Here is a 20,872-nt window from a genome sequence, read left to right as displayed (position 1 = left end):
CAGTTTTTAGCGGCAGTTTTAACAGATTACTGATAACAATAGAAAACGTGCTACTCGCTACTGCTACTGCAACTAAGAAAATACTGCTAACTAAAAAATTGCACTAATTATAAAAATGGAGTACAGGGAAGAAAATAACTATCCGAAAGCATTTATAGCAACAGGCATTATTATGGCTGTGCTGATAGCGGCATGTTATTTTATAGTATTCAAAAATCCGCCGGTTGAGGAGAACGGAACAGGCGGCATATTGGTAAACTACGGTACGGTTGATGAAGGTATGGGCGATGATTACATGAGCACCGAAGAACCTTCGGTAGCGGAAAAAGCCAATCATACTAAGCCGGATAAAGTTACCGAAAGTAAACCCACCGAAGAAAAACCAACGCCCGAAAGCAGCGAAAAAACGGTAGTTACCCAAAATAACGAGGATGCCCCAGAAGTGGCCGCGCCTACTAAAAAGCCAAGTCAAAATGTTGCCCCTACTCCACCGGTAAAAACACCGCCGGCAAAACCTACCGTTAACCAAAATGCTTTGTACAAAGGCAAAGCATCAACCGGTACCGGTGAAGGCGATGGCACAGGCAAAACTCCGGGCAACCAGGGTAAAACTACGGGTACTACACTCACCAATAACTATAATGGAACAGGATCCGGCAATGGCGGCAGCCTAAATATGGCACAGCGTAACTTTGTGAGCCGCCCCTCTGTAAGTGACGACAACCGTCAAAGCGGTAAAATTGTAGTTGATATCAGGGTTGATAAAGATGGCAACGTTACGTATGCCCGTGCCGGTGCCCGTGGTACTACGATATCAGATGCAGGCTTGCTTCAAAAATGCGAAGATGCTGTAAAAAATTCCAAACTTAACCCGCTTGATAACGCCCCCGATCAGCAACAGGGTACCGTTGTTTTTGTGTTTAAGGTAAATTGATTTCTTAGTCCATAGTCGATGGATGATAGACCATAGCATTTATCTGTTAACCTACGGTAAATTGGATCAACCATGATTATGCACTATGACGCATAAACCATAAGTTTGCGGTAAAATCCATTGACCATCAACTATGGACTATGGACCATGGACTATGGACTATAATCAAACCCTCCAATACCTCTATACCCAGCTTCCCATGTTTACACGGGACGGGACTTCGGCATTTAAGAAAGACCTTACCAATACGCTCGAGCTTTGCAGGCGGTTGGATAATCCGCAGCATAAATTTAGAAGTGTGCACGTAGGCGGCACTAATGGCAAAGGATCAACATCGCACATGCTGGCCGCCATTTTACAAACTGCCGGTTACAAAACAGGGCTCTATACCTCACCCCATCTCAAAGATTTTCGCGAGCGGATCCGCATTAACGGACAAATGATCAGCGAGCAAACTGTAGTTGACTTTGTTGAAGATCACAGGGCCGATTTTGATGAAATAGCCCCTTCCTTTTTTGAGATGACCGTTGCTCTTGCCTTTGATGTTTTCGCCAAAGAAAAGGTGGATATTGCCGTTATCGAGGTAGGTTTGGGCGGTCGGCTGGATTCAACGAATGTGATCACTCCGCTGCTCTCGGTAATTACCAATATAGGTTGGGATCACATGAACATGCTTGGCGATACCCTGCAACTTATAGCCGGCGAAAAGGCAGGCATCATCAAACCGGGCATCCCGGTAATCATTGGTGAACAACAACCGGAGGTATCAAACGTGTTTATCGATAAAGCTGCGCAAACTAACAGCAACATTCGGTTTGCATCAGGAGAGTGGACGATTTCAAGTCCGGAAGCCGGGAAGTCCGAAAGTCGGAAAGAAAACGAAGGGCTACTTAAAATTAGTGCAAAACGAAACCCATTGGGCCATACCTCTTCCGGACTTTCGGACTTTCGGACTTTCGGACTCGACCTAACAGGTAGCTATCAGCTTAAAAATGTAAAAACCGTTTTATCCGCCGTTGATGAATTACGCGAGCAAGGCTTTGCAATTACCGATGAGCATCTCGACACAGCCTTAAAGCAAGTCAAAAATCTCACCGGCTTACATGGCCGCTGGGAAACCTTAAGCCATAACCCGCTTACCATTTGCGATACAGGGCATAACCCGGATGGCATTGAGGAAGTGATGAAAAATATTGCTTCTGTTAATTACAAACACCTGCACATGGTTATCGGGATGGTAAATGATAAAGACACCGGCAAAGTGTTATCGCTGCTGCCTAAAGATGCTACTTATTATTTCTGCAAACCAGACATTCCAAGAGGCCTGGACGCTGAAAGCATGAAAGCACAGGCGGGGGCTCATGGTTTAATTGGTGAAGCCTACCTTTCTGTAAAAGAGGCATTGTTATCGGCACAAAAAAATGCAGCTAATGATGATCTTGTTTTTGTAGGCGGCAGCACTTTTGTGGTGGCTGAAGTTGTCTGAATCAGAATTTACAGAATTTTAGGATTTTCAAAATTTTGATATAGGAATTGGCAAGGTTTTCTGCTAATTCAAATCCTGTAAAATCTGGGCTTGAAGTAAAACATGCTGTTAATTCTTAAATCCTGTAAATTCTGATTAAGACAGTTTCTTCCAAACCACCTCTCCCATTACCGCTCCTCCGGTAGTTGGCGCAGGTACAGTGTACTTAAAAATATCGCCCGAAATTGTAAAGGGGCGTTTTTGCTGTGTGCCCTCCCAGTTTGGGAACGATGCATGTTCGATATTGAAAATGATATTATTCCCTTCAACTTTATAGGTACCGTAATGAGCATTACATCCTTTTATCGCGGCTCTGTTCTCATCATCGGTACCCTTAGCTTTATCACCCGATGCAAATTTTAGCCGACCTTCACTGTAGATCTGTAAAGCGTAATGCCCCATAGCGTCAACTATAAGGGTCCCCTTCGGCGAATCCCCGTAAAGATGGGTGCGGCTGCCGTCGGCGGCAATATTATCAACTGTTACCAATTCATAGGTTCCGGTCAAATTATGACCAGAGGGTTTGTTCTGTGCCAATGCTGCACACGTAGTGAACAATATTAGAATGAAAAGCAATTTATATTTCATGCAGCAAAGTTATATTTGCTATATTCCATTAACAATAAGGCACAAAAAAGTAGCCTGATTACTAAGAAGTTACCATGCTGTAAATCAGTTATATTATTTTTAATTGATGGATAAAAAATCAAAACACGAGGCTCCAAGATGCGGTATCGACTACGCTTTTCAGCGGATAGGCGGCAAATATAAAGGTCGCATCCTGTGGCGTTTACGCAATGGCACCATGCGTTATGGCGAGTTACGGCGCACTGTAACAGGAGTAACCTCTAAAATGCTTACCCAGGCCCTGCGTGAGCTGGAAGATGATTGCCTCATCGTTCGGCAGGTGCATGTTGAAGTACCTCCAAAGGTTGAATATACCCTTACCAATACAGGCCGGGAATTACTTCCTTTTTTACAGTTACTCCGCGATTGGGCCAAACATCAGATGCAGGTTAATGATATAGTAGCCATGCCATAATTTAATTTCAGTAAAGTCAAAAATACCTTTATTAATCTACCTAAAGTTCTATTTTTACGGCCCGATCCTCACCTAAAAATATGACATATATAGCATCTGCCGATAGGTATCAAACAATGCAATATCGCCGCTGCGGTAACAGTGGCATCAAGCTTCCGGCTATTTCATTAGGCCTTTGGCATAATTTCGGTCATGTTGACGTTGCCGATAATTACCGCAAAATATTACATCTCGCTTTCGACAGCGGCATCACCCATTTTGACCTGGCCAACAACTATGGGCCGCCTCCCGGCTCAGCCGAAGAGAATTTTGGAAAGATCCTGAAGGAAGATTTCCGCGATTACCGCGACGAACTTATTATATCAAGTAAAGCCGGTTACACCATGTGGCCGGGCCCGTATGGTGACTGGGGTTCAAAAAAATACCTGGTAGCCAGTCTTGATCAAAGCCTTAAACGCATGGGGCTTGATTACGTGGATATTTTTTATCATCATCGCCCCGATCCAAACACGCCGCTTGAGGAAACCATGGCTACGTTGGACCTCATTGTTCGCCAGGGAAAAGCTTTGTATGTTGGTGTTTCCAACTACCCTGCCGAACTGGCTTCGAAAGCTATCAAAATACTCAAAGAGCTTGGCACACCGTGCCTTATTCATCAGCCCAAATACTCCATGTTTGAACGTTGGGTTGAAGGCGGTTTGCTGAATGTTTTAGGTAACGAAGGCGTAGGCTGTATCCCCTTTTCACCACTGGCGCAAGGTTTATTGACGGATAAATACCTTCATGGCATCCCCGAAGATTCAAGGGCTGCCCGACCGACCGGTTTCCTTCAAAAAAGTCACATCACGGACGAACGCCTGAACCAGATCAGGGATTTAAACAGTTTGGCAATACAACGGGGACAGTCGCTGGCCCAAATGGCACTGGCCTGGATCCTGAAAGATGAGCGCGTAACATCTGTATTGATAGGCGCAAGCAGGCCCGAACAATTATCCGATTCATTAAAAGCTTTGGATAACCTGCGGTTTTCGGCAGAGGAGTTAGCAAGGATAGAAGAAATTTTGGCCCCCTAACCCCCTAAAGGGGGAACTATGGTGGAGCGCCAATTTCTATTCTTTTCGACAAGTAATTTTAATATCTTTCCTTAAATAAAAATTAAAGTCTCCCCTTTAGGGGAGATTTAGAGGGGCTAACAATGATAAACTGGGGTATTATAGGTTGTGGCAACGTAACTGAAAAAAAGAGCGGGCCTGCATTTAAAAAAGTGGCGGGAAGTAATCTTGTGGCCGTTATGCGCCGCGATGCAGAAAAAGCAGCCGATTATGTTGCACGCCATGGCGTAGGTAAATGGTACAGCGCTGCCAGTGAATTACTGAACGACCAGGAGCTAAACGCGATCTACATAGCCACCCCTCCTGCGTCCCATCTCGATTATGCACTTACCGCATTAAAAAAAGGGTTAAACGTTTATGTCGAGAAACCGGTCACCCGTAATTCGGCCGAAGCAAGGGCTATGGCGGAGGCGGTAAAGGAAAGCAGTTCAAAACTTACGGTTGCCCATTACCGCCGGGCTTTACCTATGTTTTTAAAGGTTAAAGAATTAATTGACACGCAGTTGATTGGCGAGATCCGTACCGTGCAGATCAGGATGTGGCAAAGCCGCAAACCAACTTTGATTGCCGACGTGGAAACCAACTGGCGTGTACAGCCCGAATTATCAGGCGGCGGCTACTTCCATGATCTTGCCCCACATCAGCTCGATTTGATGCTGTATTATTTCGGCGAGCCTGAAATGTATCATGGTTTTTCGCTCAATCAATCAAACTCAACACCTGCCGACGATCATGTTTGCGGGCAGATCCTATTTAAAAATAAAGTAGTGGTTAACGGTTCCTGGTGTTTTAATGTAGCCGAAAGTGAAACCACCGATACCTGCGAGATCATAGGCACAAAAGGAAAAATCATCTTCCCGTTTTTTGGCAATTACATCAATTGGAAAACTGATAGTGAAGAAGACACCATAACTTTCACTCATCCCGAACATATCCAGCAGCCTTTCATAACCAAAATAGTAGCTTACTTTAATGGTGAAGGGCCCAACCCCTGCTCCATTGATGAAGCTGTAACGCTGATGGATATCATCGACGCGTTTACATTAAAAAAGTAAAAGGATCAGGCCAAAACCTGTCGAAGCATGATGTTTAAATTCATCAAACTTCGACAGGTGCCGAAATTTTTCCGGTTATAATCTATTAACTTTTCTTCTTCGGCACTTTGGCGCCTTCTTTTCGCGCTTCTGAAAGGCCTATAGCTACTGCCTGCTTTTTGCTGGTTACTTTTTTGCCGCTGCCGCTTTTCAGCTTGCCTTCCTTCATTTCGTGCATGGTTTTCTCAACCTTCTCTCCGGCTTTTTCTGAATACTTTGCCATAATGTTACTTTTTAAGTAAATGATAATATTACAATGCAAAATATTTGCCAAAATATAAAATCAGTGGTGATTTTTTAATAGTTACAGCGACAATTTTAGTAGCAGTTACTGAGTGGCAGTTGCTGTATAGGTAGAGTTAACGACTGTAATAGCAAGTACACCAAACTGTTCCTGTTGCTACTTAAAACTGCAACTGCTGCTCAATCCGGCATGATTTAAACCTTTCGCATTTTTCACCGGGTCTGTTCCCGATTATTACTTATCTTCAAACTTCTGAAATAATTACGTGTTAAGCCTTCATAAATACCTCTACATTTGCCCCATATGCCAACAAAAAAACTCATCGCTCCATTTTACGAACGTCTTGCTTTAGTACTTATTGGTTTTATGGCCCTGGGTTACCTGATTATTATGGGTAAGGATCTGCTTGATCCCATGATCTTTGGTTTCATATTCGCCATACTGTTGCTTCCCGTTTGTAATTTTCTGGAAAATAAGCTGAGATTACCCCGCAGTATGGCATCGCTGGTTTCTATATTATTATTGGTTGGTGTTGTTGGGGGGATCCTCTACCTGGTAGGGTCACAGATCTCAAACATGGCTAACGACTGGCCAATGCTTAAAAAACAGGTTACGCAATCCATACAGGACCTGCAGGAATGGATTCAACACGCGTTTCATGTTAACGCCGCCAAACAAATGGCCTATGTTGACGACACCGCCAAAAAACTCATGGAGTCGGGCACTGATGTACTGGGCACTACTTTTGGCGCCATCTCATCGATTATGCTGTTTTATGTGTTCATCCTGATCTTCACCTTTTTTATACTGTTATACAGGCGTTTGCTCATCCGTTTTATGGTATGGGTTTTCAGAGATGAAAATGAGCACGTGGTAATGGATATTGTTGAAAATATTCAAAGTATTTTGAGGCAATATATATTGGGGTTACTGTTAGAAATGGTAATAGTAGCCGGAGTAGCCATTACCGTTTTTTGGATGATTGGTATAAAATATGCCGCTTTGCTGGGCATTATAGTCGGTCTTTTCAATATTATTCCATACATCGGGATCTTCACCGCCTTGCTTTTAAGTACTGTTATAACTTTTGCTACCGGCAGTATCAGCAACACTGTAGCGGTGGCTGTTAGTGTTATAGGTATTCACGCAGTTGATGCCAATTTTTTGCTGCCCACTATAGTCGGTTCAAAGGTTAGGCTCAATGCCCTCATCTCTTTTATAGGCATTATTTTAGGCGAAATGATCTGGGGCCTTTCGGGCATGTTCCTTTCTATTCCTGTTATTGCCATATTCAAGATCATATTTGACCGCATTGAAACACTTAAACCATGGGGATATCTGTTAGGTGGCGATTATGAATATAAAAAACCTGCTGCGAAGGCCATGAAAACAGAATAAATTCTCAAAAAAAGACAAACCTAAACCTGTAAACTTTCGTTTAAATATACTGAACTTTAATTTTGCAGAAACTGTTGCTCCCCCCTAACAATGGAAATTGTAAGAGATACGCCACGTGCTATTTACAGGTGTAAAAAATGTAATGAGCCTTTAAAAACCAGGCGTAGGCGTAGCCTTGCATTAAAAATCACCCTGTTTTGGCTTCCCGTTCGCAAATTTTTTTGTGAACGATGCCTTAAAACCCGTTATGTAATGTAACTGTTCATAAAAACAGGCGGCATTTACTTTAATTATTTATGCATATCCTTAATTTAGTAGCGTAGCATACTAAAGCTAAATCTGCCTAAAATGAACCTCAAGTATAAATTATTGCCATTTTTATATATTTTCCTTTTCCCTGTAATTTTGGTTGCTCAAACTCCAAAGGTTTCGACTTTCAGGCTGGTACCCTTAGGTGTACTGGGGGGGATTGATGAAAGCAACCTATCGGCCTATATGCTTGCACCCAAAGGCAGCAATAACTATATCTGCCTTGATGCAGGCACAATACATTACGGCATTGAAAAAGCTGTAAGGTGTAAAAGCTTTAAAGTACCCGCCAATACTGTGCTGAGGCAGTACATTAAAGGCTATTTTATATCCCATTCACATCTTGACCATATTGCCGGGCTCATTATTAATTCACCCGAGGACAGCACCAAAAGCATCTATGCACTTAATGATTGTATTGAAACGATAAAGACGCACTATTTTACATGGAAAAGCTGGGCCAATTTTGCCGACCAGGGTGAAACACCAGCACTGAAAAAATATCACTATAAAGTACTGGAACCCGGTACCGAAACAGCTATCGAAAATACCGAGCTTAAGGTCCGGGCTTTCCCGCTCAGTCACTCCAATTTAACCAGTACTGCTTTTTTGGTGAATAGCAATAACAATTATTTGCTTTATTTAGGTGATACCGGCCCCGACGAGATAGAAAAAAGCAGCAACATGCAAAACCTGTGGCAGGCCGCTGCTCCGCTGATAAAAAGTAAAAAATTAAAGGCTATTTTAATAGAGGTATCTTTCCCTAATGAGCAGCCGGATAAAACATTGTTCGGTCACCTTACGCCAAAATGGTTAATGGCCGAGATGGATAAACTGGCCTCGTTTACCGGCACAGATGCTATAAAAGGCTTAAACATTGTAATAACTCATTTAAAGCCGCCAATGACCAGCATCAGCAAAATCAAAACTCAGTTAAAAGCTGCTAATAAATTACAGCTAAACCTGGTATATCCGCAACAGGGAAAGGCCCTTAATTTTTAAACCTGAAACATCCATTACCATGAAAATACTTAAACCTGTTTTTTTATTCCTGTTGCTGGTAAGCAGCTTCAATTTATTTGCGCAGCAGGGCAAGGTACTTGAAGAGCAAAGCCTCAAAAGCAAAATTTTAAAGCGCAATGTAAATTACGCGGTTTATCTACCTCCGGATTATGAAACGGCTAACCGCACCTACCCTGTAGTTTACCTCCTGCACGGCTATACCGACGACCATACCGGCTGGCTGCAATTTGGCGAAGTTAACCGCTATGCCGATAAAGCTATTAGCGATGGCACTATCCCGCCCATGATCATTGTAATGCCAAATGCCGATTCGAGCTGGTACATCAACTCTTATGACAGTAAGGAAAAATATGAAGACTTTTTCATCAAAGAGTTTATGCCTTATATTGAAAAGGCATTGCGCATCAAGGCTGAAAAAAAATACCGGGGAATTGCAGGCCTTTCAATGGGCGGTTATGGAACGCTGATCTATACACTTAAACATCCCGATCTGTTTGCAGCCGGTGCGGCCTTAAGTGCCGCTGTATTTCCCGACGATCAGCTCGTAAGCACTCCTGATGATACTTATGAAAAAATATTTGCACAGCTTTACGGCCGGGGCTTAAAGGGGAAAGACAGGGTTAACAATGCCTGGCAAAGTAATTCGGTTTTAAACCTGGTGCAAACCAAAACTACCGATGAGTTAAAATCTGTAAGATACTGGATAGATTGCGGCGACGACGACTTTCTGAGCAAAGGCAACTGCCTGTTGCATATTGCCCTTACCGAAAAAAATGTACCGCATGAATTTCGCATGCGCGATGGCGCCCACACCTGGACCTACTGGCGTACAGGGATCACCAACGCACTGCAATTTATTGGTGATAGTTTCAGGCAAAAGTAGCAGATGCGCTGTTTTCAGATATGCGGATGTGTAAATGACGATTAATTGAATCAATTAGAATATGAGTATTATAAAAAGGATTTTGCTGGTTTGTTTATTGCTGATTTCGGCAAATGCATTTGCGCAAACTACCGGTAAGGTGATTGAAGAGCAATATATAAAAAGCGATATTTTAAATCATAATGTAAAATACGCAGTATACCTCCCTGCTGATTATGAAACATCAAACCGGACCTACCCCGTAGTATACCTGCTGCATGGTTATGGGGATGACCATACCGGCTGGCTGCAATTTGGTGAAGTTAACCGCTATGCCGATAAAGCTATTGCCGACGGTACCATTCCGCCGATGATCATTGTAATGCCCGACGGGGGCACAAGCTTCTTTATCAATGCATACAAGGGCAAACTAAACTATGAGGACTTCTTTTTCAAGGAGTTTATACCATCTATCGAAAAAGAATACCGTATAAAAGGTACTAAACAATACCGCGGCGTGGCGGGCTTATCCATGGGAGGCTTTGGCACACTGGTATATAGCCTTAAACATCCCGATATGTTCTCAGCAGCGGCGGCTTTGAGTGCTGCGGTACGTGGCGATGATGATTTTATGGCGATACCCGACGAGCGCTGGAAGGATGTATATAGCAAGGTATTTGGCCCCGATCTTAAAGGAAAAGAACGCCTTAATGCTACCTGGCAGGCTAACTCCATACTGGGATTGGTACAAAGCAAAACAACCGAGGATCTGAAAAATGTGCGCTACTGGATAGATTGCGGTGATGATGACGCGCTAAGCAAAGGGAACAGCCTGCTGCATATAGCCCTTACAGAAAAGAAAGTACCACATGAATTCCGCATCCGCGACGGAGCCCACAACTGGACCTACTGGCGCACCGGCATCACCGATGCATTAGCATTTATTGGTGATAGCTTTAGGCAAAAGTAGGACGTAGGAATATAATAAAATAGCTATTAAATCCTGAGGCCTCTGAAGATTGTTTCGGCCCCCCACAGGTCAGTCAACGCTTTGATCAGCACGCCCGGAGGCATAACGAGTGCGGTGTTGAAGCAAGTTACCCATGACAACTTAAAAAATGGGTGTCATAATGAGCCCGTCGAAGTATGGCGGGCAAGCCTCTGCACACGAGTCTTCGACAGGCTCAGACTGACAGGCCCTCTTTTGTCGTTTCACCTTCAGAGGCCCCTGGATTTAATCACTCAGCATTACTCCGGATGGAGTAATTTGGCGCTAATCACTCAAAATATCTTCACATTTCTCTTTCAAAACCTTCAAACGGTTATTCAGTTCGGTCAACCCGGCATCATTACCAATGTTCTTATAAAGCGTTTTTATCAGGGCTAAAGTATTGTCGTCAGCATCGCAGGCCTGTGCCTTCTCCAATTGAGGCAGGGCTTTTTTGACAGCCTTAATGTATTCGGCATCTGTAGATGGGGTATTCAAAGGCTTATCAGCATCGGGGATATTTTTGAGATACAAGTATCCCAAAGCCCGGTGGGCCACATAATAATCAGGTTCGGCAGCAACTACGCGCTCGTATAAGGGTATTGCATTTACACTTTGATTGTCATCTTCATAAAGCCTGGCCAGTGAATTGAAAAAATTGATCTTAACTTTGGCTGATAGCCTGGCCGTATCCTGCATAATTTGCCGGGATAATTCCATTGCCTTATCCTGTTCACCCTGCAAACGCGCCAAATTAAAGTCGAGGTATTTGTTGTAGGTATCTTCAGCAGTTTGGGCCTGTGTTAAGGTAACAGCCATTAATAAGATTATTACCGTCAATATTTTCCTGGACATGATTGCGGGCTTGATTCAAAGCTATAACGCTGAAACGGAGGGTTTAATATGAAACCCACGCCTATAAAACCTTAAACATCTTAACCAAAGGCAATACCACCCCATCAGGCATCGGCTGATCTATATTTTCCATGGCTTTGTATCCCATAGCTTCGTAAAGCGGCACACCGGGCAACGTAGCTCCTAATTGCAGGCTCTTAAAGCCGTTGTTTTGTGCAGCAGTTTCGCAAACCTTTATGATATAACTACCTATACCCCTCCGGGCATAGTCCGGATGAACAAAGAAAGCCCTGATCCTGGCAGCATCATGATTGGGATCAAGCAATGGGTCTTCAATTTCTTTATGCTGATCGCCACCGTAAAGTGTATTGCGTTTGCTCCAGCCGCCACAGCCTACGGTAACGCCGTTCATTTCGGCTACATAATAAGTACCATCGGCAACCAATTGGGTATCCACTCCAAAAATGTACTTAATAGCACTTTCAATTTGCTGCTGATTATAATAATTAGTGCTTAATCCACGAACAGAAAGAGCGATCAGCCCCTGCAATTCAGGGATATCATTAAAAGTTGCCAGGCGGGCCATAATAGTAGACATGGCGGTAAATGTAACGTTTTAGTAAATACCTCAACCCGCGCCATTAAAGAATTACCTTATTCTGAAAATTGAATAATTCTGTAATTCTGATTCGGACAGTTCCTCCTGGCGCAAAACACCTTTCTCCTCACACTGCAATATCATTTTACAAAAACAGTACATACACACTGCTTGTTAGTACGCATATTTGCAAAAACAAAAAACATGTCTACACTATTCTCTCCCCTTAAAATAAAAAACATCGAACTAAAAAATCGCATCGTAGTATCGCCTATGTGCGAGTATTCAAGCCAGGATGGTTTTGCCAACGACTGGCACCTGGTACACCTTGGTAGCTTTGCTACAGGCGGTGCAGGGTTAATCATTACCGAAGCCGCCGCGGTATCACCCGAAGGCCGCATTACCTTCGCCGACCTGGGTTTGTATAAAGACGAACATGTTGAAAAACTAAAACAGATTACTGATTTTATAAAGGCTCAGGGCGCTGTTCCGGGCACACAGCTGGCGCATGCAGGGCGTAAGGCAAGTCACCTGGAACCATGGAACGGCGGTAAACAGGTCCCTGCCGATCAGCCAAACGGCTGGCAAAGTGTTTCGGCAAGTGCCATTTCTTTTTTTGAAAATGAAGAACCACCCATAGCTTTGGATAAAGCGGGCATTGAAAAAGTAAAAGCCGATTTCAAAGCCGCTGCTAAACGGGCTATTGACGCCGGTTTTCAAGTGATAGAATTGCATGGTGCACACGGATACCTGATCAATCAATTTCTTTCACCGTTCAGTAACCAACGTACAGACGAATATGGCGGAAGTTTTGAAAACCGCATTCGTTTACTCCTCGAAATAATTGAAAGTGTTAAGGAAGTTTGGCCTGAAGAGAACCTACTGTTTGTACGGATTTCGGCAACCGAATGGGTAGAAGGCGGCTGGACGGCCGGAGATTCCGTTGCATTAGCCAATATTTTAAAAGGAAAAGGTGTTGATCTGATTGACTGCTCAACAGGCGGCAACATACCAAATGTTAAAATCCCGTTAACACCGGGTTATCAAGTTGAATTTGCCGAAAAAGTTAAAAAAGAAAGCGGTATACTTACAGGTACGGTAGGTTTGATCACCAAATCGGACCAAGCTAATGAAATTATAGAAAACGATCGTGCCGATCTTGTGTTTTTTGCAAGGGAAATGCTTCGTGATCCACATTTTGCCCTGCGCGCGGCACATGAGCTTGGCGAGGAAATAAAATGGCCTGTTCAGTATGAACGCGCTAAATGGCATTGATTGGTCAATAGTCGATAGTCTATGGTCGATAGTCCATAGAAGCTGCACTTATTAAGACTATAAATTATAGACCATTGACCATGCCTATGGACTAAATAATAATAAAACTATAGACCATGGTCTATGGACTAAATAACCAAAAAACAAAAACCACACGCTATGAAACGTACAGCAAACGCCCATTGGAACGGTACATTACAGGCAGGGCAGGGAGAGATCACTACCCAGAGCACTGTATTAAACAAAACCCAGTATTCATTTAAAACCCGCTTTGCCGATGGCATCGGTACTAACCCCGAAGAGTTATTAGCTGCTGCTCATGCAGGCTGCTTTACTATGGCCGTTGGCGCTGCTTTAACCCAGGCAGGCTTTACTCCTAATGATTTAACTACCGATGCAATTCTTGACCTTGATATGCAGGCTTTAGAAGTTACAGGCATCCATTTAGAAATAAAAGGATCAGCAATTGATGGTGTATCTGAAGAACAATTCAAAGAAATTGCCGAAGGCGCCAAAGCTAACTGCATTATTTCAAAAGCACTGAGCGTGCCAATTACTTTAAGTGTTACTTACGCTTAACTACATTTTACAAAATACAAAAAGGGGATTGTGCTGTGCACAATCCCCTTTTTGTTGACTCATCCCCTATCCACTCCTTTTTAAAACAACAAAGCCGCCGGTAAACCGGCGACTTTTCAGCACATATTAAATCAGGGGGTCAATAAGCTATATTACAACATAAATACAAGCAGCATGGCAATATGTACCAGGACGCTGAATGCGAAAAAACCAAGCAGTGTACGGATACCGGAGCCGCCCATGCCGGCTATAATGTTGGCAAAGAATAACACAAGAGTTACTGCCAGCACGGCTATCGGAGCGTTGTAATAATACAGCAGGAAAGCAGGTACAGGTAAAAAGAGCACACCTTGTGAAACAAGTGAAAACATGAACCAAACTGTTTTATTAGGGGCCTGGCTATCGGCAAAGGCCATTAACTTATTCCAGGTATTGTTGCCGGCTTTAGTATTGGCGGTGTTAACGGTATTGGTATTTGCAGCGGTCCATTCAGGAGCATTTATTTTTAAAGTTGCCATGATTGTTATCTTTTAATGATACAAAGATGGCTGGTACCGCTTACCTGTAACATGACCATGGCGCGTTAAAAAAATGATCGTGGTCACTTTCAAAAGCTGAAGGCTGAGAGCAAAATGCACCCTAATAAAAACCGGGTTAAGGCATTTGAACATTAACCAACTCACAATAGCATTACCATAAGCTATTGATTACTAATTTAAAAAGCTTTATTCAAAGCAGACTGATTACCCTCTAAATCAACCGCTCTCACTGTTAACTTGCCTTTACCAGCCGCACTCCTATCCACCACAAAATAATTTAACGGCGTAAAACCTATCCGTTTGCCATTATTGTAAATATTATAACCCAACACCCGCTTATTATCCTTAGATGCCTGCCATTTTAAGGTACCGGTAGCTTTGGCCAGTTTTACCTGCTTTGGGGCAGTGGGTGGTATTTTATCCGGGTCAAGTTGCGTCACACAGTTCATCAGCGCGCGGAAAGTGTGGTAAGTTCCCTTCCAGATCTGGCCTTTGAGAGCTGTTTTATACTGTGGTTGTTTATCTATGCCGCCCTGGTACCAGTCGCCGTGTTCATGGTCAATGAGGTAGGTTTGCGTGTATAGCCACAGGGTTTTAAACTTTTCAAAGTACTGGTGCTTATCCTGCGGATACCTGGCAGCCATAATGAGCAGCGTGTTGAGCCCTTCTGCCTGCGCCCACCAGTTCTTGGTATCCTCAGTAATGGTAAGTCCGGGCTTATCTTTAAAGTAATAGCCCTCATCGTAAAAACCGCCCACTTTATTATCCCAACCATTATCCAACGCATCATCAACCATTTTTTTGCCCACCTGCAAGGTTTTGATATCCCCTTCAATACCTAAAGCATGTGAAGCTTCGAGCATCAGATAAGCCGTTTCTACATTATGTCCGTACGAAATATGGTCAAGGCTATGATGCTGCTTATAAACGGCAAGGGTAGAATCGTGGTAAGATACCGGTGTCCAATCGGGTTGAAAAAACAGGATAAGATTTCCCTTATCATTAGTGATCTTATCACGCACCAGCATTAACATTTCTTTCAGGCGGATTTTAAGCAATTCATCCGGCCACACGCTGTATAATTCGGTAAACGCCTCCAGCAGATGGATGGATGAATTTTGATCTTTATAACCCGTTTCGGCAGTAGATTTTATGGTTGCATCCCTCACAATTGGTGTTCCATCACGCTGCATGTGCTGATAGTAACCCTTATAAACCGGATCGTGACCGTGTTTTTCTAACCACCAAAAACATTGCTTAGCCAAATTTAATGCACTGGTATCGCCCGAGGCCTGGTAATATGCTGCAAGCGCGTAAATTGCAAAAGAATTACCATAAGCTTCTTTAGGAGCAAAACCACCCTGTTTGGGATTGCCTTGTTTATCCGTAAAAATGTAAAAGCCACCGTATTGCTTATCCCACAGCTTATCCCTCAAAAATTCATAGCCATGACGGGCTCCCGCTATGTAATATTTTTTTGCGGGGAAAAGTTCAGCGGCTTTGCTGCTGCTCCAAACGTGGCGTGCCTGGGTTACTATCATTTTATCCTGGTTACCTGTTGGCTTGAAATCATAGGTGAAAGCACTTAAAAAGCCACCATCGGCAGTATCAACAGCGGCCGGGTACCAGGGCTTAAGCAGTTCATCAACCATGGATATTTGCATTTCATGGGCTATCTTTTGCTTTTCGCTCTGATTATTTTGGGCAAATACAATCGACACTGCGCTGGTTAAAGCCGATAGCAAAGTGATCTTCAATTTCATAAGCTTACTTTTTATTTAAAACATGATCGGCCGCTAAAACTAAAAACAGGTAGTCGGTTGTGCCACCGCCCAAAACGTATTCGCCCTGTTGCCATAGGTAAGGCCAGTTAAGCAGTTCGGGAAAATCAGGCCGGATAAGCGCCGTGCCGGAGGTGATACCACCGGGAATATATGAGCGGTCGGCCCGGTTAAAGCCGTACGCAGTTGTCATTGATTTTGAACCCACGCCCGATACAAACGAAGCTGTATTGGAGCCCGGATGGCAGCCCAGCACAAAATCAATGGCGTGCAGCATATAGTTATCACTAAAAACAGACGGAAAACCGGAGTATAAAAAGTATTGTTTATAACCAAAATTCTGGATACCCCATCCCGCTCCCCAAATATTGGGTTCATACGGAACTCCATAAGGGGTTTTAGTTCCCTGCTGCTGAATTTGAGCATATAGTTTTTTTACTGCTTCGGTTATTTTATCATGATAATTTGCATCGTTGATCAACCCCATGGTGCGGCCAACCAGCCAGCCGGTGTTATCAATACTATTGGCTATCGCATCGGTATTGTTTACCAGGTAATCGGCATAGGTTTTATCTTTTGTGGCGATGAGTAATTCTACCGCCAAAGCAACGCGATGGCGCAAAGTATGGTCAGGTGTGTTTTTCCAAACTTCCTGTGCTATTTGCAGGCATTGCGTAGCAAGTGTATCATTATATCCCTTCATTACACGGCTTGCAGCAGCCAGAGCTGCGCCTGTTTCTAACGAACGGCCAGGGTTTTCCTCCGTAAACACCCAGCGGTCATCGGCCGCCGCGGGAGTTTTCAATGCAGGGTTAATATTTGAAGCATTGGTTACAAAAGGTTTGTTATCGGTGATATTGGCGGCATCACCCAAAATGGTGTACTGCCTGATGGTTGGCTCAATAACTCCACGGTAAAAACGTCCCAAGGCCTGGTAGCCTCCTGTAATGGCTAATAAACCGTGCTCAATCTGTTGCAGCATATCCGGTTTGCCATCGGGCTGGTGAATTTCAACGATGTGGTTCTTTTGGTCGATAGTTGTGTTATCATATCTTACGTCGAAAGTCTCATAAGCTAATGTAAGCCCATGTACCGTTTCTGCCTGCGATTCAACCCGCAGATCAAAATCCCCGGCATCGTGCCATGCACCGCGGTCGAGAAATGGCACGTTATCGCCCGGTTTATATTTATTGAGTGTATTATGCCCCTGAATATAGCCGTCGAAATGGTTGGAATCAACCGGCGCCATTCGGGCATCATCCATATGGCATAAGCCATGCCATACGCGGTATTTTTCGTTAACCCGCATATGGCACATCTGTATAGGCAGGAAATATGAAAGCGTTGGCTGCCATACATCGTTTCTAAATACATCAGTACTGATCTGGAATGGCTCCGTTTGATAATTGCCATATTTCACCAAGTACATACCCGGTGTGGTGATCTTTGTAAAATCAAATTGCAGGTAATGATACCTTAAAAAATCTCCCCAAATGGTGGGTGTGGCTTTCAAAGCGGTTATTAGTCCGCCGTTTTCATTTATCCTCATCAGCGAAACCGGCAATACTCTTTTATCATTTTTATCCAGTTCAATTACCGCAATTTTTTGCTGCGCGGGATGATACCCTACCTGCGATACCTGAACTACCGGTTGCGATTGCCAGCCCTCTACAGCATTTGGGGTTACCAGCCATTCTACAGCATCTTTTGACGCGCCTTTAGCCACTAACGAACGTACCACAAACCAGCCATTGTTATGCTTGGCCCGGCCATCCAACAATTGCAGGCTGCCGCCCGAAAGGTTTTCGATAGTCATGCGCTGCAAATCGGTTTCGGGCGTAATAGTGAGCTTTCTGCCTTCGGCCATGGGCATAACCTGGGTTTCACCTTCTTTGTCGATATAAGTTTGTCCGTCGGCCTGTTGAGAGAATATCCCAAATTGCTTATCCATGTAATAAGATTTGCCAAACAAAATCCCCGGGAATAACTCCAGGTTAAAACCTACTTTACCTATCCAATTATCGGGCAATGGCTTATCCAAATCAACAATGATCCTAAACGCCTTTCCCGCAGGGATCACCCGAATATTATAAGCAAAATTCAGATCCGGATAGATAATAGGGTTGAAACCGTGGCGATTCATATCCGGATTGGGGAACTCCATGCGTACGCTTACTTCGCCGGTAGCTTTATTAACCACACGCTTACCTACTTTGGGTATAGGCGACCATTGACCCGGCGTGGGTTCCAGCCTGATATCACCATTGGTAGCTACACGCTGTCCGTTTTGAATAATGCCTACCCCTCCCTGGTGCCCCTCGGGGTAAAAATCATGGGCAAGCATTACGTTTACGCCCTTATATTCAAGATATTCCTGCGCGTTAAGCTTCATTAAGCCAGCAGCAGGCTTAACCTGTGCATACAAAAAACTGGGCAGTAAACAACAGGCAGCAATAATCGAGGTGAAGGTAAATTTAGATCTCATCAGGATAATGGATTAACCGGTAATATGCAACAAGATATTTGCACGGCTAAAAATACCTCTGTGACAAGGGCTCAGTATAATGATATATTAACCTTTTGTTGCCGATTTTATACAATAACGGGGATTTTACATTAAAAATCACTATTAATAAAAAACCAGCCAATAACACCGCAAACAACTTATTACCAATTAATTAAAAATAAAAATACCTGATATTAGGTATTCAATTTGTTCAGTAATTAATTTAAATTTGATTACCAGTAATACCTGTGTGCCGAAAAAGGGATCAAAGAGTAGGCAACAATTATTAAACCGATGGCCTTCCTTTTATGCTTAGCTGTAATAGCTTCACTGCTGTTACTGAACCCCTGTTTAAAAAAACAAGTATTTAAACTATTTACAGCTGTTCTTTTTATTCTTATTTTCTCTGAAGCAGTTCACGCTCAGCCTGCCAACATTGATAGTGTAAAAAATAACGGGGTTAAAAAAGATTCAGTAACTAAAGCCCTTCTTCCCGATTCTATATTAAATATTTACAACCTAAGCGGAAGAAAAGATTCGGCCAGGTTAAATGAGATCATCGCTATCAGACTCAAAACTACACTCCCAATCGATTCGTTCAAAACCCTGTATGTTGACGATATCAAAGTAGGAGAAACTGCTTTTTGGAGTAATAACGATTACGAAAAGATCGTGTATTTCAAAATAGACGAGTCGGTACAGAACCTGGCCGTGCAGTTTTTAGCCAGCAAATCCATCGATAAAGCCCGCATTCCGGTATATTTTTCGGTGGGGTATTCGGGTGGTTACATAACCAAAGGATTAATAAAAACACAACTTGAGGTTAAACAGAAAATAAACCGGGTTTGGGTATGGATAATGGCCGTTATTATGGCCGGCTTCCTGGCTATGGGCTTAAAAAACAATATTTTAAAAGATGACAGCAACTTATACTACAGTCTGAGCCGCACGCAACTTCTTTATTGGACGGTCATTTTCTCGGTCACTTACCTCTATATATGTAATGAAACGGGGGCACTTCCTGACATCCCGGGTTCACTGCTGGCTATCCTGGGCATTAGCGCTGCAACTATGGCTACAGGCAAGGTTATCGAAAATGACCAAAAAACCAAAACGGAGATTGATCCCAAAGCACATAGTGAAGGCTTTTTTCATGATATCCTATCTGACAGGACCAGCATCAATATTCAGCGCCTTCAAAACGTGCTGTTCAATATCCTGTTCGGGCTAATTTTTATACAAAAAACCGTATCATCAAACCTGCTTCCCGATTTCGATAACAATATATTGCTGATGATGGGTATCAGTGCAGGCACCTATGCCGGGTTAAAGGCTACCGAACCAACCAAAGATCAGCCAACAGAGCAACATGATTCAACTACCGTTGGAAATGAAAAACCAACCGACCAACCCGAGGGAGATGACAGTAAAGGAGGTAGTGGTAAAACCAAATAAAAAAGCTTTAAAGCCGTTTAATGCAAGTCAGGCACAAGTCCGGTATCATATGATGATTAACCGGGCTTGTGCCTGTTCTTTTAATTCGGGTTTAAGCTGGGTTAGCTTTGCACGGTAACGGTTGGGTCCCAGTAATAGTAACCAAATAATACCGGATTATCAACGCCCCGCTGGCGTACGTAAAGTGCAAACTGCACGTTATATTGCTCGGTACCTTTGCCAACTACAGTAGCCTGGTTAAACCAAAAATTTTGAGTAGAAAAGCCAACCGGAATAGCGGTACTATTAGTTGGCAAAATGCCTGTGCGCGTATATACATTGAAAGTTTCACCATCAAATACTACATCCTGCGCATACCATGCTAACTTGTAAATAACTACAGCCGAATCAAAGTTACCGTACTCTGATACTGCATACCAGCGTATAACATCACCTACATCTGCTTTGATGTTAAGGTCGGCGCCGCCAGATCCGGTCATGGTATTACCGCGGGTAGCAACCATATACATATAGTTATGCGGCAAACCTGTTGGATTGTTAGGATCCTGACTTGGGTTTGGATAATCGGTAGTAATTGCATCGGTATCGATAACTACCTGGATGTTGATGATCTCCTGCGAGGTGGAGACAAATTCACTGTTAATTGCCATGACTAAAAGGGTTATTAGGATAAATAAATGTCCCTACTCTTTAAAGGATTTTCGGGTTAGCTCCTTTGATCAGAGCGAACAGAACCGAAGCGCTTCTTAACCG

Annotated in this window: 20 protein-coding genes; 12 read left to right on the top strand and 8 right to left on the bottom strand. The window is 43.4% G+C overall.

The features are described 5' to 3' along the window. Positions 1 to 115 precede the first annotated feature (115 nt). Together FHW88_RS03695 and FHW88_RS03690 are read left to right on the top strand one after the other, a co-directional pair. On the top strand, positions 116 to 934 hold the full coding sequence (locus tag FHW88_RS03695) for an energy transducer TonB (protein ID WP_090523406.1): 819 nt from the start codon (positions 116 to 118) through the stop codon (positions 932 to 934). Between the two features lie 133 nt (positions 935 to 1,067). Beyond that, positions 1,068 to 2,420: a bifunctional folylpolyglutamate synthase/dihydrofolate synthase gene (locus tag FHW88_RS03690; RefSeq protein ID WP_255485204.1), complete on the top strand. Its 1,353-nt coding sequence runs from the start codon at positions 1,068 to 1,070 to the stop codon at positions 2,418 to 2,420. Positions 2,421 to 2,555: 135 nt separating this feature from the next. Here FHW88_RS03690 and FHW88_RS03685 read toward each other — a convergent pair whose 3' ends face one another. After that, complete coding sequence (locus tag FHW88_RS03685) at positions 2,556 to 3,047, bottom strand: lipocalin-like domain-containing protein (protein WP_091163108.1); 492 nt, start codon at positions 3,045 to 3,047, stop codon at positions 2,556 to 2,558. Between the two features lie 106 nt (positions 3,048 to 3,153). On the opposite strand from FHW88_RS03685, the gene FHW88_RS03680 reads away from it, so the two are divergent. The 3 genes from FHW88_RS03680 (at position 3,154) to FHW88_RS03670 (ending at position 5,668) form a co-directional block, all read left to right on the top strand. After that, positions 3,154 to 3,501 carry a winged helix-turn-helix transcriptional regulator gene (locus tag FHW88_RS03680; protein ID WP_091163107.1) on the top strand — a complete coding sequence of 116 codons (348 nt, stop codon included), beginning with the start codon at positions 3,154 to 3,156 and terminating at the stop codon, positions 3,499 to 3,501. Between the two features lie 80 nt (positions 3,502 to 3,581). Further along, a complete protein-coding gene (mgrA, locus tag FHW88_RS03675) occupies positions 3,582 to 4,574 on the top strand; it encodes an L-glyceraldehyde 3-phosphate reductase (protein ID WP_176623226.1) in 993 nt (330 codons plus the stop codon). Positions 4,575 to 4,696: 122 nt separating this feature from the next. Then, a complete protein-coding gene (locus FHW88_RS03670; RefSeq protein ID WP_176623224.1) occupies positions 4,697 to 5,668 on the top strand; it encodes a Gfo/Idh/MocA family protein in 972 nt (323 codons plus the stop codon). 85 nt (positions 5,669 to 5,753) lie between these two features. On the opposite strand, the gene FHW88_RS03665 is transcribed toward FHW88_RS03670, so the two are convergent. Continuing rightward, positions 5,754 to 5,930, bottom strand: a complete 177-nt coding sequence (locus FHW88_RS03665; protein WP_167516215.1) for a DUF6496 domain-containing protein — start codon at positions 5,928 to 5,930, stop codon at positions 5,754 to 5,756. A gap of 324 nt (positions 5,931 to 6,254) precedes the next feature. Between FHW88_RS03665 and FHW88_RS03660 the strand changes: the two genes are divergently transcribed. The 4 genes from FHW88_RS03660 to FHW88_RS03645 all read left to right on the top strand — a co-directional run bounded on the left by FHW88_RS03660 (position 6,255) and on the right by FHW88_RS03645 (position 10,513). Further along, a complete protein-coding gene (locus FHW88_RS03660) occupies positions 6,255 to 7,349 on the top strand; it encodes an AI-2E family transporter (RefSeq protein WP_176623222.1) in 1,095 nt (364 codons plus the stop codon). 348 nt (positions 7,350 to 7,697) lie between these two features. Then, on the top strand, positions 7,698 to 8,660 hold the full coding sequence (locus FHW88_RS03655) for an MBL fold metallo-hydrolase (RefSeq protein WP_176623220.1): 963 nt from the start codon (positions 7,698 to 7,700) through the stop codon (positions 8,658 to 8,660). Positions 8,661 to 8,679: 19 nt separating this feature from the next. After that, positions 8,680 to 9,564, top strand: coding sequence for an alpha/beta hydrolase (locus FHW88_RS03650; RefSeq protein WP_176623218.1), 885 nt, complete (start codon positions 8,680 to 8,682; stop codon positions 9,562 to 9,564). Between the two features lie 61 nt (positions 9,565 to 9,625). Next, a complete protein-coding gene (locus FHW88_RS03645; protein WP_176623216.1) occupies positions 9,626 to 10,513 on the top strand; it encodes an alpha/beta hydrolase in 888 nt (295 codons plus the stop codon). Positions 10,514 to 10,816: 303 nt separating this feature from the next. Here FHW88_RS03645 and FHW88_RS03640 read toward each other — a convergent pair whose 3' ends face one another. Both FHW88_RS03640 and FHW88_RS03635 read right to left on the bottom strand, forming a co-directional pair. Then, positions 10,817 to 11,350, bottom strand: coding sequence for a hypothetical protein (locus FHW88_RS03640; RefSeq protein ID WP_176623214.1), 534 nt, complete (start codon positions 11,348 to 11,350; stop codon positions 10,817 to 10,819). Between the two features lie 97 nt (positions 11,351 to 11,447). Beyond that, a complete protein-coding gene (locus tag FHW88_RS03635) occupies positions 11,448 to 11,984 on the bottom strand; it encodes a GNAT family N-acetyltransferase (RefSeq protein WP_176623212.1) in 537 nt (178 codons plus the stop codon). 204 nt (positions 11,985 to 12,188) lie between these two features. Here FHW88_RS03635 and FHW88_RS03630 point away from each other — a divergent pair, with 204 nt between their 5' ends. Next, positions 12,189 to 13,259 (top strand): NADH:flavin oxidoreductase/NADH oxidase, encoded by a 1,071-nt coding sequence (locus tag FHW88_RS03630; RefSeq protein ID WP_176623210.1) that lies wholly within the window; start codon positions 12,189 to 12,191, stop codon positions 13,257 to 13,259. A 159-nt stretch (positions 13,260 to 13,418) separates the two neighbouring features. Continuing rightward, positions 13,419 to 13,838: an OsmC family peroxiredoxin gene (locus tag FHW88_RS03625; protein ID WP_090523343.1), complete on the top strand. Its 420-nt coding sequence runs from the start codon at positions 13,419 to 13,421 to the stop codon at positions 13,836 to 13,838. A 152-nt stretch (positions 13,839 to 13,990) separates the two neighbouring features. On the opposite strand, the gene FHW88_RS03620 is transcribed toward FHW88_RS03625, so the two are convergent. The 3 genes from FHW88_RS03620 to FHW88_RS03610 form a co-directional block, all read right to left on the bottom strand. After that, positions 13,991 to 14,356 (bottom strand): hypothetical protein, encoded by a 366-nt coding sequence (locus FHW88_RS03620; protein WP_090523334.1) that lies wholly within the window; start codon positions 14,354 to 14,356, stop codon positions 13,991 to 13,993. Positions 14,357 to 14,553: 197 nt separating this feature from the next. Then, entirely contained in the window at positions 14,554 to 16,140 is a 1,587-nt protein-coding gene (locus tag FHW88_RS03615) for an AGE family epimerase/isomerase (protein WP_176623208.1), read from the bottom strand. Positions 16,141 to 16,144: 4 nt separating this feature from the next. After that, complete coding sequence (locus FHW88_RS03610; RefSeq protein ID WP_176623206.1) at positions 16,145 to 18,643, bottom strand: glycoside hydrolase family 9 protein; 2,499 nt, start codon at positions 18,641 to 18,643, stop codon at positions 16,145 to 16,147. A gap of 315 nt (positions 18,644 to 18,958) precedes the next feature. Here FHW88_RS03610 and FHW88_RS03605 point away from each other — a divergent pair, with 315 nt between their 5' ends. Continuing rightward, positions 18,959 to 20,119, top strand: a complete 1,161-nt coding sequence (locus FHW88_RS03605) for a hypothetical protein (protein WP_176623204.1) — start codon at positions 18,959 to 18,961, stop codon at positions 20,117 to 20,119. 101 nt (positions 20,120 to 20,220) lie between these two features. On the opposite strand, the gene FHW88_RS03600 is transcribed toward FHW88_RS03605, so the two are convergent. Continuing rightward, positions 20,221 to 20,769: an inclusion body family protein gene (locus tag FHW88_RS03600; protein WP_176623202.1), complete on the bottom strand. Its 549-nt coding sequence runs from the start codon at positions 20,767 to 20,769 to the stop codon at positions 20,221 to 20,223. Positions 20,770 to 20,872 lie beyond the last annotated feature (103 nt).

The organism is Mucilaginibacter sp. SG538B (genome assembly GCF_013376065.1).
In the GTDB taxonomy this organism is placed as follows: Bacteria; Bacteroidota; Bacteroidia; order Sphingobacteriales; family Sphingobacteriaceae; genus Mucilaginibacter; species Mucilaginibacter rubeus.
This window is presented reverse-complemented; position numbering and strand designations above follow the sequence as displayed.

Bases quoted from the DNA above. Each gene is read 5' to 3' on its own strand.
- FHW88_RS03665 (WP_167516215.1), bottom strand. From the start codon at position 5,930: ATGGCAAAGTATTCAGAAAAAGCCGGAGAGAAGGTTGAGAAAACCATG.
- FHW88_RS03680 (WP_091163107.1), top strand. From the start codon at position 3,154: ATGGATAAAAAATCAAAACACGAGGCTCCAAGATGCGGTATCGACTAC.
- FHW88_RS03660 (WP_176623222.1), top strand. From the start codon at position 6,255: ATGCCAACAAAAAAACTCATCGCTCCATTTTACGAACGTCTTGCTTTA.
- FHW88_RS03620 (WP_090523334.1), bottom strand. From the start codon at position 14,356: ATGGCAACTTTAAAAATAAATGCTCCTGAATGGACCGCTGCAAATACC.
- FHW88_RS03615 (WP_176623208.1), bottom strand. From the start codon at position 16,140: ATGAAATTGAAGATCACTTTGCTATCGGCTTTAACCAGCGCAGTGTCG.
- FHW88_RS03640 (WP_176623214.1), bottom strand. From the start codon at position 11,350: ATGGCTGTTACCTTAACACAGGCCCAAACTGCTGAAGATACCTACAAC.
- FHW88_RS03625 (WP_090523343.1), top strand. From the start codon at position 13,419: ATGAAACGTACAGCAAACGCCCATTGGAACGGTACATTACAGGCAGGG.
- FHW88_RS03645 (WP_176623216.1), top strand. From the start codon at position 9,626: ATGAGTATTATAAAAAGGATTTTGCTGGTTTGTTTATTGCTGATTTCG.
- FHW88_RS03690 (WP_255485204.1), top strand. From the start codon at position 1,068: ATGGACTATGGACCATGGACTATGGACTATAATCAAACCCTCCAATAC.
- FHW88_RS03650 (WP_176623218.1), top strand. From the start codon at position 8,680: ATGAAAATACTTAAACCTGTTTTTTTATTCCTGTTGCTGGTAAGCAGC.
- FHW88_RS03605 (WP_176623204.1), top strand. From the start codon at position 18,959: ATGGCCTTCCTTTTATGCTTAGCTGTAATAGCTTCACTGCTGTTACTG.
- FHW88_RS03695 (WP_090523406.1), top strand. From the start codon at position 116: ATGGAGTACAGGGAAGAAAATAACTATCCGAAAGCATTTATAGCAACA.
- FHW88_RS03635 (WP_176623212.1), bottom strand. From the start codon at position 11,984: ATGTCTACTATTATGGCCCGCCTGGCAACTTTTAATGATATCCCTGAA.
- FHW88_RS03600 (WP_176623202.1), bottom strand. From the start codon at position 20,769: ATGGCAATTAACAGTGAATTTGTCTCCACCTCGCAGGAGATCATCAAC.
- FHW88_RS03655 (WP_176623220.1), top strand. From the start codon at position 7,698: ATGAACCTCAAGTATAAATTATTGCCATTTTTATATATTTTCCTTTTC.
- mgrA (WP_176623226.1), top strand. From the start codon at position 3,582: ATGACATATATAGCATCTGCCGATAGGTATCAAACAATGCAATATCGC.
- FHW88_RS03630 (WP_176623210.1), top strand. From the start codon at position 12,189: ATGTCTACACTATTCTCTCCCCTTAAAATAAAAAACATCGAACTAAAA.
- FHW88_RS03670 (WP_176623224.1), top strand. From the start codon at position 4,697: ATGATAAACTGGGGTATTATAGGTTGTGGCAACGTAACTGAAAAAAAG.
- FHW88_RS03610 (WP_176623206.1), bottom strand. From the start codon at position 18,643: ATGAGATCTAAATTTACCTTCACCTCGATTATTGCTGCCTGTTGTTTA.
- FHW88_RS03685 (WP_091163108.1), bottom strand. From the start codon at position 3,047: ATGAAATATAAATTGCTTTTCATTCTAATATTGTTCACTACGTGTGCA.